This window comes from Streptomyces sp. BB1-1-1, assembly GCF_031597775.1.
Lineage (GTDB): Bacteria > Actinomycetota > Actinomycetes > Streptomycetales > Streptomycetaceae > Streptomyces > Streptomyces thinghirensis.
Map to the genome: position 1 here is coordinate 2,848,007 of NZ_CP134203.1, position 13,142 is coordinate 2,861,148.

Annotated in this window: 14 protein-coding genes; 12 read left to right on the forward strand and 2 right to left on the reverse strand. The window is 73.1% G+C overall.

Annotated elements, in window-relative coordinates; translation table 11 throughout:
• Nucleotides 1-15 precede the first annotated feature (15 nt).
• Nucleotides 16-897, forward strand: coding sequence for a non-homologous end-joining DNA ligase (gene ligD, locus RI578_RS13045; RefSeq protein ID WP_310871242.1), 882 nt, complete (start codon nucleotides 16-18; stop codon nucleotides 895-897).
• A 13-nt stretch (nucleotides 898-910) separates the two neighbouring features.
• Here the strand turns inward: ligD and RI578_RS13050 are convergent, their stop codons facing one another.
• Nucleotides 911-1,714: a nuclease-related domain-containing protein gene (locus RI578_RS13050; RefSeq protein WP_310871243.1), complete on the reverse strand. Its 804-nt coding sequence runs from the start codon at nucleotides 1,712-1,714 to the stop codon at nucleotides 911-913.
• A 108-nt stretch (nucleotides 1,715-1,822) separates the two neighbouring features.
• On the opposite strand from RI578_RS13050, the gene RI578_RS13055 reads away from it, so the two are divergent.
• The 11 genes from RI578_RS13055 (at nucleotide 1,823) to RI578_RS13105 (ending at nucleotide 11,903) form a co-directional block, all read left to right on the forward strand.
• Nucleotides 1,823-2,329 (forward strand): dual specificity protein phosphatase family protein, encoded by a 507-nt coding sequence (locus tag RI578_RS13055; RefSeq protein WP_310871244.1) that lies wholly within the window; start codon nucleotides 1,823-1,825, stop codon nucleotides 2,327-2,329.
• A gap of 98 nt (nucleotides 2,330-2,427) precedes the next feature.
• A complete protein-coding gene (locus tag RI578_RS13060) occupies nucleotides 2,428-3,201 on the forward strand; it encodes a hypothetical protein (RefSeq protein ID WP_310871245.1) in 774 nt (257 codons plus the stop codon).
• The gene (locus RI578_RS13065; protein WP_310871246.1) at nucleotides 3,198-4,442 is read left to right on the forward strand and encodes an ATP-binding protein; all 1,245 of its coding nucleotides are present in this window, start codon (nucleotides 3,198-3,200) and stop codon (nucleotides 4,440-4,442) included. The genes RI578_RS13060 and RI578_RS13065 overlap by 4 nt, the downstream gene beginning before the upstream one ends.
• Before the next feature lie 119 nt (nucleotides 4,443-4,561).
• A complete protein-coding gene (locus RI578_RS13070) occupies nucleotides 4,562-5,002 on the forward strand; it encodes an SH3 domain-containing protein (protein ID WP_310871247.1) in 441 nt (146 codons plus the stop codon).
• Nucleotides 5,003-5,045: 43 nt separating this feature from the next.
• The gene (locus RI578_RS13075) at nucleotides 5,046-6,437 is read left to right on the forward strand and encodes an FtsW/RodA/SpoVE family cell cycle protein (protein WP_310871248.1); all 1,392 of its coding nucleotides are present in this window, start codon (nucleotides 5,046-5,048) and stop codon (nucleotides 6,435-6,437) included.
• A 16-nt stretch (nucleotides 6,438-6,453) separates the two neighbouring features.
• Entirely contained in the window at nucleotides 6,454-7,911 is a 1,458-nt protein-coding gene (locus tag RI578_RS13080; RefSeq protein ID WP_310871249.1) for a penicillin-binding transpeptidase domain-containing protein, read from the forward strand.
• A gap of 45 nt (nucleotides 7,912-7,956) precedes the next feature.
• Entirely contained in the window at nucleotides 7,957-8,460 is a 504-nt protein-coding gene (locus RI578_RS13085; RefSeq protein ID WP_310871250.1) for a DUF3291 domain-containing protein, read from the forward strand.
• Between the two features lie 145 nt (nucleotides 8,461-8,605).
• Entirely contained in the window at nucleotides 8,606-9,544 is a 939-nt protein-coding gene (locus RI578_RS13090; RefSeq protein ID WP_310871251.1) for a diiron oxygenase, read from the forward strand.
• A gap of 62 nt (nucleotides 9,545-9,606) precedes the next feature.
• Nucleotides 9,607-10,260 (forward strand): helix-turn-helix domain-containing protein, encoded by a 654-nt coding sequence (locus RI578_RS13095; protein WP_310871252.1) that lies wholly within the window; start codon nucleotides 9,607-9,609, stop codon nucleotides 10,258-10,260.
• A 31-nt stretch (nucleotides 10,261-10,291) separates the two neighbouring features.
• A complete protein-coding gene (locus RI578_RS13100; protein WP_310871253.1) occupies nucleotides 10,292-10,642 on the forward strand; it encodes a hypothetical protein in 351 nt (116 codons plus the stop codon).
• Nucleotides 10,643-10,745: 103 nt separating this feature from the next.
• Complete coding sequence (locus RI578_RS13105; protein WP_310871254.1) at nucleotides 10,746-11,903, forward strand: NlpC/P60 family protein; 1,158 nt, start codon at nucleotides 10,746-10,748, stop codon at nucleotides 11,901-11,903.
• Here the strand turns inward: RI578_RS13105 and RI578_RS13110 are convergent.
• Nucleotides 11,867-13,129: a styrene monooxygenase/indole monooxygenase family protein gene (locus RI578_RS13110; protein WP_310871255.1), complete on the reverse strand. Its 1,263-nt coding sequence runs from the start codon at nucleotides 13,127-13,129 to the stop codon at nucleotides 11,867-11,869. The genes RI578_RS13105 and RI578_RS13110 overlap by 37 nt on opposite strands.
• Nucleotides 13,130-13,142: the final 13 nt, after the last annotated feature.

Consider the following 13,142-nt stretch of genomic DNA (forward strand, 5'->3'; position numbering starts at 1 on the left):
TGAGATTCTCATGGTATGGCGCCTATCACAGAGGTGGAGGGGCGACGGGTCGCCCTCAGCAACCTGGACAAGGTGCTGTATCCCGCGACCGGCCTCACCAAGGGCGAGCTGCTGCACTACTACGCGACGACCGCCGAGGTGCTGCTGCCGCACCTGCGGGACCGGCCGGTGTCCTTCCTGCGGTACCCGGACGGTCCGGACGGGCAGGTGTTCTTCACCAAGAACGTGCCGCCGGGTACGCCCGACTGGGTCACCACGGCCGAGGTGCCCCGGTCGGAGGGGCCGGCGCGGATGGTGCTGGTGCAGGACCTGGCGTCCCTGATGTGGGCTGCGAACCTGGTGACCGAGTTCCACACGCACCAGTGGACCGCGGACGATCCCGACGAGGCCGACCGGCTGGTGTTCGACCTCGACCCCGGACCGCCCGCGACCGTCGTGCACTGCTGCGAGGTCGCGCTGTGGTTGCGGGAGCGGCTGGCGGCGGACGGGATCGAGGCGTACGCCAAGACGTCCGGGGCGAAAGGGCTGCATCTGCTGGCGGGGGTGCGGGGGTCGTCGTCGGAGCGGGTGTCGGAGTACGCGAAGACGCTGGCGATGGAGGCGGAGCGGGCCCTGCCGCGGCTGGTGGTGCACCGGATGACGCGCAGTCTGCGGCCGGGGAAGGTGTTCGTCGACTGGAGCCAGAACGCGGCCCGCAAGACCACGGCCGCTCCGTACACGATGCGGGCCCGGTCCGTACCGGCGGTCTCCACGCCGGTGACCTGGGACGAGGTGGCCGGGTGCCGGCAGGCGGAGCAGTTCGTCTTCCGGGCGGAGGACGTCGGTCCGCGGGTGCGGGACTACGGCGACCTGCTGGCGCCGCTGTTCGAGCGGCGACGGGCGGCGGCCCTGCCCTGACGCGCGACGGCCCTCAGACGCGGGTCCAGGTGGCGCGGTCCCGGGCCATGGCGTGCAGGGCTTCCACGTCCGCCGGTTTCAGCATCCCGCCCAGGCGGGCCAGGTCCGGCAGTTCCGCGTCCGTGAGCACGCGGACCGAGCGGGGCGGCGCCGTGACGGTCACGTTCGCCGGGTCGACGAGGACGAGGACGGGGTGCACCTCGGCCGTCAGGGCGTAGGAGGCCCGGTCGGCGTCGGCGCGGACCCGGCGCAGCAGGGGAAGCGGTTCGCGGCGGCCCAGCGCCACCAGGGGGTCGGTGATGTGCACCCGCTGCCTGCGGGCGGGCAGCACGTGGAGGGCGAAGAGACCGCCGGGGCCGATCACCAGGTGGTGGACGCGGTCACCGCCGGGCAGCTGGACGGAGTGCAGGGTGTGCCAGCCGGCGCCGTCGAGGCGGTCGAGGGCCGCCCCCGCCGACTGCTCGGCCGCCAGCGCCCGGCGCCGCGGGTCGGGCCGCAGCCGGTGCGCCGGGCCGGGGTCGCGTTCCAGGGCGACCAGGAGCGCCTCGCCGGGCCGGTTGGGGGCGAGGTCGTCGTCCGGGTGGAGGGAGAGCCGGGCCAGCTCGGCGGGGGTCGGGACCGGGGGCGGGCCGACCGTGACCGGGCCGGTGAGGAAGGGAGCCAGCGCTTCGAGGACCTCGTCCTCGCGGTCGTCGCTCAGCAGGTTCACCCGGGCCGCCTCACGGTCGTACCAGGCGACGTTGCCGCCGTCCGGGAGGCAGACGTACAGCCGTTCCTGACCGTGCCGCCAGGTCGGTATGACGCGCAGTCCGTTCATGCACCATCACCCCACGACCATGGGAACAGGCGGGGTGCTGCGGGGGCAAGAACCCGGCTACCTTTGGGAGGAGTTGGGCAGGCCCTCGGGCGGGATGGGGAGGCACCGTTGCGTACCCGTGGGAAGGGATCGGACGTTCCGGCTCCGGGCAGGCCGTGGGACGAGATCGTGCCGGGCCTGTGGATGGGCGGGCACGAGTTCCAGGGACCGGTCGGCAGGCGGGAGTCCGCCGTCGTCCGGGACGAGTTCGATCTGGTGCAGACCCTGCTGCGGCTGCCCGGGCACGGGCCGGACGAGGGTGTCGAGCACCATGTGTGGCCGATCCCCGACGGCCCCCTCGACGGGACGCAGCTCGCGGGGGTGATCCGGCTGGCGGAGGCCGCGGGTGAGGCGCTGGACGAGGGCCGCAAGGTCCTGGTCCGCTGCTACCACGGGTACAACCGCTCCGGTCTCGTCGTCGCCCACACGCTCATGCGCCGGGGCGGCACCGCCGAGGAGGCGGTCCGGCTGATCCGGTCCCGGCGCTCGCCGTGGGCGCTGCACAACGACCTGTTCGTGGAGTACCTGCGGGCCGGCCTGGTCACCGCGCGGCTGCTGGAGGAGCTCGCCGAGTAGCCCGGCTCGCCTCCACGCGCACAAAATGGACTTCCGTCCGAATAAGGTGTACCGGATCACCGATGCCGATCACCTGATGACCGAAACCCAGGAGTGCAGTGCTCCCGAGCCGCCGCGGGCACCCCGCCCGCGTCCCCGCCGCCCTCGCGCTGCTCCTGGCGACCGCGGCGGCCGGGGCGCTGACCGCCTGCGGTGACTCGGGCGGGCTGCGGAGCGCGGGCGCGACGCCTGCCGCGCAGAGCCCGGCCCGGCTCTGGCCCGACCTGACGCCGGCGTCGAGTCCGGCCTACGACATCGGCGAGGTGGACAACGAGGTCGTCAAGGGCGTCGCCGTGCCCGGCGGCGACATCCGCGAGGCCGACCCGGTGGCCGCCGTACGGGCCGAGATCACCGCGCACCCGGACGACTACGAGGGCGACAAGGCGCCGTACCGCGAGACGGCCCGCCGGATGGCGGACTGCGGCTCGGACGGCTCGGACGGCTCGGGCGGTGAGCGCGGCCGGTGCCCGGTGCTCAGGCCGTACTACCGCGACCTGACCGGCGACGGACGACCCGAGATGACCCTGGGCTTCCGGCTGCTGCCCGAGAAACTGACCGCCGTGCGCGTCTACACGGTCGAGAAGAACCGGCTCGTGCGGGTCATGTCCTACGACGACGCGGTGAGCGCGGTCGAGCTGGCCGGGCGGACAGTGATCGTCCGGTCGCCCTCGGAGGTCGCGGGCTACGAGTACCGGCTCCAGTGGACGTGGGACCCCGACCAGCGGGCCATGCTCCTCACGAGCGACGAGATGCTGCGCACGGACGACGGCGGAAAGCACACGAAGCGTCCGTCCGCCGCACCGTCCCCGTCCCCGTCGGCGAGCGCCCGGTGAGGCTCGCCCTCCCCCGGTGGACCGGCCCGCTCGCGGTGAAGGCCGCCGTCTTCATCACCGTGATGTGCTGCGCCCTCGCCGCCCTGCTCGGCGTCCTGGTGCACGTCTCGGTCACCAACCAGACCGTGGGCCAGGCCCGCGACGTCGCCCTGTCCCGGCTGGGGGAGGCGACGGCGGCGTACGAGGCCGGGGACCCGCTGCGGCGGGGCGCCGGCGTCGATCCGCCGGGGCTGCCGGAGCGGCTGCGGGAGCTGGCCGCCTCGGGCCGGCGCGGCACCATGGTCGCCGAGCACGACGGGCGCCCCACGATGTGGGCGGCGGGCCCCGCCGACGGCGGCCGGGCGCTCGCGGTGCGGGTCGACCACACCCAGGGCGAGCGCACCATCGACGGCCTGGACGGCGCGATCGTATGGTCGTCGGCGCTGGCGATCGGGGCGACGCTGCTGGTGGGCGCGTTCGCGGTGACGCGGGTGACGCGCCGGCTGCACACGACGGCGCGGGTGGCACGGCGGATCAGCGCGGGCGACCTGGACGCGCGGGTCGGCGATCCCCGTGCGCAGGATCCGACGCGCCCGCAGGACGAGGTGGCCTCGGTCGCCGCCGCGCTGGACTCCATGGCGTCGTCGCTGCAGGGCAAGCTGCTCGCCGAGCAGCGGTTCACCGCGGACGTGGCGCACGAGCTGCGCACCCCGCTCACCGGCCTGCACGCGGCGGCGGAGCTGCTGCCGCCGGGCCGCCCGACCGAGCTGGTGCGGGACCGGGTGGCCGCCCTGCGCACGCTCACCGAGGACCTGCTGGAGATCTCCCGGCTGGAGAGCGGACGGGAGCGGCTGGAGGTGGACCCGGAGGCGCTGGGCGCGCTGGCCGGGCGGGTCGTCCGGGGCTCCGGCACCGACACGCGGGTCGACCTCGTACGGGACACGCGGGTGGAGACCGACCGGCGGCGCCTGGAGCGGGTGCTCGGCAACCTGGTCGCGAACGCGCACCGGCACGGTCGGGCGCCGGTGGTGCTGACCGTCGACGGGCCGGTGATCACCGTACGGGACCACGGGGACGGCTATCCGGAGTACCTCCTGGCCCACGGACCGCAGCGGTTCCGCACCGAGGGCGGGACGAAGGGGCACGGCCTCGGGCTGACGATCGCCCTGGGGCAGGCGGAGGTGCTCGGCGCGCGGCTGGAGTTCACGAACCCGCCGGACGGCGGGGCGCTGGCGACCCTGACCCTGCCCCAGCAGCCCTGACGGTCCCCGGGCGAACGGGCGGTTCCCCGATGGCTCAGTGCGGCGGGCGGTCCGAACCGGGCGCTCCTAATGTGGCGGTTAGTCACCTGAAGACCCGTTCGCTCCCGGGAGGTACTCCCATGTCCCTGCTGTCCGCACACTCCAGGCGCTCCCCACTCCTGCGCGGCCTCGCCACCGCCGTCGCCGCCGGCGCGCTCGCCACGGCCGTCGCCGTCACGCCCGCCGTCGCGAACGACGAATGGGACGGCGGGGGCTCGGATTCCGGCAGCGCCGCCGTCGGCCCGTCCGGGGGCAACGGCGGCGGGAACGGCGGCCGCCAGGAGCAGGGCAGCTACCGGGGTGTCGTCACCGCCGACCGGCTCGCCCTGCGCACCTCACCGACGCGCGGCGGAGAGGTCATCCGGTACGCCCGCCGGGGCGAGACCGTCCACATCTACTGCAAGACCCCCGGCGACAAGGTGAAGGGCAACCCCCTCTGGTACCTCCTCACGGACGGCACCTGGGCCTGGGGCCCGGCCCGCTACATCGACAACATCGGCCCCGCGCCGCGCTGGTGCTGATGCGGACGACTCACACACCACATCATTTAGGTAAGTTCCGGACATGACCAAGGCCGGAACCGGAACCGGAATCACCGTGGCACAGGCGGACGCGCCCGCTCCCGTCACCCGTCTCCCCCGGCGCCGTGGCATCGAACTCACGCTGATCCTCATGGCCGTCCTGCTGTCGGTGTTCGGCTACTGCAACGTCGGTCTCGCCCAGCACGGCACCCTCCCGCCCGGCGCCGCCGGTTACGGCGCCGGGCTCGGCGTGCTCGCGCTCCTCGCCCATCTGGCGGTACGGCTGCGCGCCCCCTGGGCCGACCCGCTCCTGCTGCCCATCGGGGTGCTGCTCAACGGCCTCGGCCTGGTCCTGATCTACCGGCTCGACCTGGAGACGCCGGGCGACCGGGCGGCCCCCACCCAGCTGGTGTGGTCGACGCTGGGCGTCGGACTGTTCATCGTGGTCGTCCTGCTCCTGCGCGACCACCGCGTGCTCCAGCGCTACGCCTACGTCTGCGTCGCCGCCGCACTGGTCCTGCTCACCGTGCCGATCTTCTTCCCGGCCGTGAACGGCGCCCGCATCTGGATCCGGATCGAGGGCTTCTCCATCCAGCCCGGCGAGTTCGCCAAGGTGCTCCTCGCCGTGTTCTTCGCCGCCTACCTGGCCGCCAACCGCAGCGCGCTGGCGTACGCGGGCCGCCGCGTGTGGCGCCTCCAGCTCCCCACCGGCCGCGTCCTCGGCCCGATCGTGGCGGTGTGGCTGGTCAGCGTCGGCGTCCTGGTCCTGGAGCGCGACCTCGGCACCTCGCTGCTGTTCTTCGGCCTGTTCGTGGTCCTGCTCTACGTCGCCACCGGCCGCACCGGCTGGATCGCCGTCGGCCTGCTGCTGGCCTCGCTGGGCGCGGTCGCCGTGGGCTGGCTGGAGCCGCACGTGCACAGCAGGGTGGAGGACTGGCTGCATCCCTTCGCGTCGATCGAGGCGGGCCAGGGGCCCAACCAGCTGGCCCAGTCGCTGTTCGCCTTCGCGGCGGGCGGGGTGACCGGCACGGGCCTCGGGCTCGGCCACTCGATCCTGATCGGATTCGCCGTCAAGTCCGACTTCATCCTGGCGACCGCGGGCGAGGAGCTGGGCTTCCTCGGCCTGACCGCGATCTTCCTGCTGTACGCGTTGCTGGTGGAGCGCGGCTACCGGGCGGGGCTCGGCGCGCGCGACCCCTTCGGCCGGCTGCTCGCGGTCGGCCTCTCCTCGATCGTGGCGCTCCAGGTGTTCGTCATCGCGGGCGGGGTGACCGGGCTGATTCCGCTGACCGGCATGGCGATGCCGTTCCTGGCCCAGGGCGGCTCCTCGGTCGTCACCAACTGGGCCATCGTCGCGCTGCTGATCCGGGTCAGCCACGCGGCCCGCAGCCAGGCCGGACAGGCCGGTCCGGCCGACGGGCGGGTGGCGCCGTGAGAGCGGAGCGGCTCCGGTGACCCGGCACATCCGGCACGCCGCCGCCTTCTGCGCCCTGCTGCTGGTCGCCCTGCTGGTGAACGCCGCCCGGGTGCAGATCGTCCAGGCCCCGGAGTACGACGACAACCCGGCCAACCGCCGCCCGGACATCGCCCGCTACCAGCAGCCGCGCGGCGACATCCTGGTCGGCGGCGAGCCGGTCACCGGCTCCCGGGACACCGGCGAGCATCTGCGTTTCGAACGGACGTACCAGGCGGGTCCGTTGTACGCGCCGATCACCGGCTTCGCCTCGCAGGCGTACGGGACGACCCTGCTGGAGCACGCCGAGGACGGACTGCTCTCCGGCGCGGACCCGATGCTCGCGCCGCTTCCCCTCTGGAACGACGTCACGGGGGCCCAGAACCCTGGCGGGGACGTGGTGACGACGATCGACGGGGACGCGCAGCGGGCGGCGTTCGAGGGGCTCGGCCGGCGCAAAGGGGCGGTGGCGGCCGTCGAACCGTCGACCGGCCGGATCCTGGCGCTGGTCTCCACCCCGTCGTACGACCCCCAGCTGCTCTCCGGGAACAGCACGGCCGCCACCCGGACCTGGGACCGGCTGAACGGCGACCCGGACAAGCCGATGCTGAACCGGGCCGTGCGCCGGACCTACCCGCCGGGTTCCACCTTCAAGGTGGTCACCACGGCGGCGGCCCTGGACGCGGGCGTGATCCGGGACCTCGACGCGCCGACCCGCTCGCCCGACCCGTACGCCCTCCCCGGCACCCGGACCCGGCTGACGAACGCGGCCGACGGCTGCCGGGACGCCTCGCTGCGGGAGGCGTTCGAGTGGTCCTGCAACACGGTGTTCGCCAAGCTCGGCGTGGACGTGGGCGTGCGGGACATGGCGGCCACGGCGGAGGCCTTCGGCTTCAACGACGCGGGACTGCGGATCCCCTTCGCCGTCTCGCGCAGCACCTTCGACGCCTCGGTGGACCGGGCGCAGCTGGGGCTGTCATCGATCGGGCAGTACAACACGCGGGCGACTCCGCTGCAGATGGCGATGGTGGCGGCGGCGGTGGCCAACGGCGGCCAGGTGCGCTCGCCGTACCTGGTGGAACGGACGATGCGGGCGGGCGGCAGCCTGGTGGCGACCGCCGGTTCGCGGCCCACCCGGGAGGCGATGCGCCCCTCGACGGCGGCGCGGCTCAAGGAGCTGATGACCGGCGTGGTGGAGAAGGGCACCGGCGCGAACGCCGCGATCCGCGGCGCCACCGTCGGCGGCAAGACCGGCACCGCCCAGCACGGCGTCGGCAACTCGGGCACGCCGTACGCCTGGTTCGTCTCCTGGGCGCAGGGCGACGGCGACCTGGAGCCGAAGGTCGCGGTCGCGGTGGTGGTGGAGGGTTCGGCGGCGGACCGCGAGGACATCAGCGGGGGCGGCATGGCGGCGCCGATCGCGCGGGCGGTGATGGAGGCGGTGCTCAAGTCCTGAGACGGGGGTACCGAGGCGCAGACGGCCCGACCTAACGTTCGGTACATGACTGACGCCGCGCACGAACTCGCCCAGGTCAACATCGCCCGCCTCAAGGCCCCGCTGGACTCACCGCGATTGAAGGACTTCGTGGACGCGCTCGACCCGGTGAACGCCGCGGCGGACGCCGCCGAGGGGTTCGTGTGGCGACTCCAGGACGACTCGGGCAACGCGACGGACGTGCCCTTCTTCGGCGACGACTGGCTCATCGTCAACCTGACGGTGTGGCGGGACGCGGACGCCCTGACGGCGTTCATGTACCAGGGGCGGCACCGGGAGATGCTGGCGCGGCGCAGGGAGTGGTTCGAGCGCCTCGCGGAGGCGGTCACCACCCTGTGGTGGGTCCCGGCGGGACACCGGCCGACGGTCGCGGAGGCGGAGTCGCGGCTGCTGCACCTGCGGACGCACGGGCCCACGCCGTACGCGTTCACGCTGCGGACGTCGTTCCCGGCGGGGGCGTCGACGCCGGTGGCGGGCGACGTGCCGGAGGGGCTGGGCTGCTCGGCCTAGGAACCTGAGCGCCTCTCACTTCTTTACTCGCGGTCAACAAGTCGTGCGCAGGGGATTGACGAGCTTACTGACACGCAGTCTCATAAGACGAAGCGAATGAGAGTAACCGCGGGTAACTCGAACCGTACGACGAGGTGGGACAGCCATGACGACCCTGACGGAAGCCGACGCGCTCGAGGGCCTGCGCGACGCGCTCGGGCTGCTCAAGGACCGGGAGCAGGTGGCCGAACGGCTGCTCGACTCTTCCGCCAAGCACTCCTTCGACCCGGACAAGGAGCTGGACTGGGACGCGCCCTTCGAGGACGGCAAGTGGTTCTGGCCGCCGGAGCTGGTGTCGCTGTACGACACCCCGATGTGGAAGCGGATGAGCGAGGAGCAGCGCATCGTGCTCTCCCAGCACGAGGCCGCCGCGCTCGCCTCCCTCGGCATCTGGTTCGAGCTGATCCTCATGCAGCTGCTGGTGCGGCACATCTACGACAAGGCGGCGACGAGCGCGCACGTGCGCTACGCGCTGACCGAGATCGAGGACGAGTGCCGGCACTCGAAGATGTTCGCCCGGCTGATATCCCGCGGCGAGACGCCGTGGTACCCGGTGAGCCCGGTCCACCAGCACCTGGGGCGCCTGTTCAAGACGATCTCCACCACGCCCGGCTCGTTCACCGCCACACTGCTCGGCGAGGAGGTGCTGGACTGGATGCAGCGGCTGACCTTCCCCGACGAGCGGGTCCAGCCGCTGATCCGGGGCGTCACGCGCATCCACGTCGTGGAGGAGGCCCGCCACGTGCGGTACGCCCGTGAGGAGCTGCGCCGCCAGATGGTGACGGCGCCGAAGTGGTCGCAGGAGTTCACCCGGATCACCTCCGGCGAGTTCGCCCGCGTCTTCTCCATCGCCTTCATCAACCCCGAGGTCTACACGAACGTCGGCCTGGACAAGCGCGAGGCCCTGGCGCAGGTCAAGGCCAGCGGGCACCGAAAGGAGATCATGCAGACCGGCGCGAAGCGCCTCACCGACTTCCTGGACGACATCGGGGTGCTGCGCGGGGTCGGACGGAAGCTGTGGAGGTCGTCGGGGCTGCTGGCGTAGTCGGACTGGTCCGGTCCGCTCGCGTGGGAGGTCGCGGGGGTGTGCGGGTTACGCTGCGGTTCATGACCCCGCAGGCCTCCACCCCCGCCTACCGCCGGCTCAGCGTCGAGGAGCGCCGCGTCCAGTTGCTCGACGCGGCGCTCGCCCTCTTCGCGCACCGGCCGCCGGAGGAGGTCTCCCTGGACGACGTGGCGGAGCAGGCCGGGGTCTCGCGGCCGCTGGTGTACCGGTACTTCCCCGGCGGCAAGCAGCAGCTGTACGAGGCCGCGCTCAGGTCCGCCGCCGACGAGCTGCGGCTCTGCTTCGACGAGCCCCGCGAGGGCCCGCTGCTGGCCCGGCTCTCCCGCGCCCTGGACCGCTATCTCACCTTCGTCGACCAGCACGACACCGGCTTCAGCGCCCTGCTGCGCGGCGGCAGCGTGGCGGAGACCTCCCGGACCTCCTCCATCGTGGACGGCGTGCGCCGGGCCGCCGCCGACCACATCATGAGCCACCTGGACGTCGCCGAGCCCGGCCCGCGGCTGCGGATGACCGTCCGGATGTGGATCACCGCGGTGGAGGCGGCCTCGCTGATCTGGCTGGACGAGGGCAAGCAGCCGCCCGTCGACGAGCTGCGGGACTGGCTCGTGGAGCAGTTCCTCGCCGTGCTGACCGTCACCGCCCGCCGCGACCCGCAGACCGCGGCGCTGGTCGAGGCGCTGGCGGCGGACATCTGACACCGGTGCGCGGATCACTGACACTGGTGCCGTGAAGAGCGAAGAGACCCCCTTCGAGGGCGGCCCGATGGACGGGCGGGTGCTACCCGTGCTGGTCGGCATGACCGGGCACCCGCCGAAGACGTACCGCATCCCCGTGCCGGACCCGGACGGCGGCCCGCCCACCGTGCTCGTGTACCGCAGGGTGCCCAGGGACGCCCGGGGCGGGCTGCGCTTCGCCCGCTGGAAGTACGCGTATGCCCCCGAGGGGGAGAAGGGCGCGGGCCGGAAGTGGCCCTGGTCCAAACCGGACGCCGAATCGGACGCCAGGCCGGACGTCAGGCCGGACGCCGCCGATCCAGACGCCACGCCGGGTGGCAAGCCGGACGACGCCCACGGGTGACCCCGTTGCGCCGAACCGCGCACACTCGGCGCGCGGACCCCGGGAACACGTCACATGCTCACCGTGCGGAGCGGACCCGCCGCCCCGCGACGGAGGTGATGGCGTGTCAGGAAGGCTTCTGCGTCTGGTGTGTACGGCGGCGGTGGCGGCCGGGATCGTCCTCGCGCCCGCACCCGCCGCGGCCGAACCCGAACCCGGCACCGGCGGTGACCGGTCCGTGGCCGAGCTGCTGACGGACCTTCAGCGGCTGTACCAGGAGGCGGAGAAGGCCACCGAGACCTTCAACGGCACCGAGGAGCGGCTGAAGGAGCAGCGTGCCGAGGTGAAGCGGCTGGACGCCGAGCTGGCCCGGACCCGGCTTTCCCTGAACGACAGCCGCGGCGCGGCCGGTCGGCTGGCCCGGCAGCAGTACCGCGACAGCGGCGACCTCTCCCCCTATCTGCGGCTGCTGCTGGCGCGCGACCCGCGGCACGCCCTCGACCAGGGGCACGTGATCGGGCAGCTGGCCCGGGAGCGGGCCGACACGGTGGGCCGCCTGACCGGCGTCGAGAAGAAGGCCGACGAACTGGCGGGGCGGGCGCGCGCGGCCCTGGACGAGCAAGCCGCCCTCGCGAAGCGGCAGGAGGAGGAGCGGGACGACGTGCGCGAGCGGCTGCACGCCGTCGAGGAACTCCTCGCCTCGCTCACCCCCGAGGAGCTGGCCGCGCTGGCGGAGTTCGAGAAGAGCGGGATCGCCGAGCAGCAGGAGCGGTTCCTGGCGTCCGGCGCGCTCGGCGACGACGCCAAGCCCTCCGCCGAGGGCGACCGCGCGGTGCGCTTCGCGGTGGAGCAGCTCGGGAAGCCGTACGAGTGGGGCGCGGAGGGCCCCGCGTCGTACGACTGCTCGGGCCTGACCTCCGTGGCCTGGGACCGGGCCGGAACACCGATCCCGAGGACCAGCCAGGAGCAGTGGGCGCGGCTGGACCACGTCCCGCTGGGCGAGCTGCGCCCCGGTGACCTGGTCGTGTACTTCCCCGAGGCCACCCATGTGGCGATGTACCTCGGCGACGGAATGGTCGTCCAGGCACCGCGCCCCGGTGCCGAGGTCAAGGTGTCGCCGATCGCGGCCAACCCGGTCCTGGGCGCCGTACGGCCCGACCCCGGTGGGGAGCCGCTGCGGCGGTACACGCCACCGAGGCTCCCCGAGGGGGCGGCGGACGGGTCCGACGAGGGGTACGCCGCCGCCTACGCGCCCGACGCGCCCGAGACCTCCATCAGGTAGCCCTCGGTCTTCGCCGGGTCGTAGAAGAAGTTCTCGAAGTCGGCCGGGTCGTTGAAGCCGTTGGCGAAGCGGTCGGCGACGGGCTGGAGCTGCCCGGCGGCGCCGATCAGGTTGAGGATGTGCTCCGGCGGCGGGGCGAGCATGGCGTTCGTCCACTTGGTGACGTGCTGGGCGGTCTCCCAGTAGCGGTCGAAGGTCTGCCGCATCCAGGCCTCGTCGAACTCCTTCTCCCCCTGCTCCAGGATGGAGGCGAGGTAGGAGGCGGCGCACTTGGAGGCGGAGTTGGAGCCCTGGCCGGTGATCGGGTCGTTGGCGACGACCACGTCGGCCACGCCGAGGACCAGGCCGCCGCTGGGCAGGCGGCCGATCGGGTTGCGGACGGTGGGGGCGTAGCGGCCGGCGAGCGTGCCGCCGGCGTCGGTCAGTTCGACCTTGGTGGCCCGCGCGTACTCCCAGGGGAGGAATTTCTCCATGAGTTCCAGGGTCAGGGAGAGGTGCTCCGAGGGGTCCTTCACGTCCTTGAAGGCGTCCAGTGGGCCGCCGGGTATGCCCTCCCAGAACAGGATGTCGGCGCGGCCCGAGGTGGTGAAGGTCGGCATGACGAACAGCTCGCCGACGCCCGGGACCAGGTTGCAGCGGACGGCCTCCGTCTCCGGGTGCTCCGGGCGCGGGCCCATCCCGTGGACGTAGGCGACGGCGAGGGCGCGCTGCGGCTCGCTGTACGGGGACCTCTCCGGATCGCGGCCGAACATCTGCACCAGCTCGCCCTTGCCCGCCGAGACGAGGACGAGGTCGTAGGCGCGGGAGAAGTAGTCCAAGTCGCCGACGGCCGCGCCGTGGATGACCAGCTGGCCGCCGCGCTGGGCGAAGGTCTCCATCCAGCCGGCCATCTTCACCCGCTGGTCGACCGACTGCGCGATGCCGTCGAGGCGCCCCAGCCAGTCGATCGCGCGCTGCGAGGGGCCCGGGTCGAAGGAGCCGGGGGCCGCCACCGAGACGCCGACTCCCTCGATCTTCGGGGCCTGGGACTCCCAGAAGTTCAGCTGGAGGTCGCGCTCGTGCTGGAGTGCCGTGTGGAACATGCACTGCGTCGACATCACCCGGCCGGTGCGGATCTCGTCCGCGGTCCGGTTGGACATCAGGGTGACCTCGTAGCCGTGCGACTGGAGGCCGAGGGCGAGCTGGAGACCGGACTGGCCGGCTCCGACGACGAGTATCTTCCGCATGCGGGGGACGCTC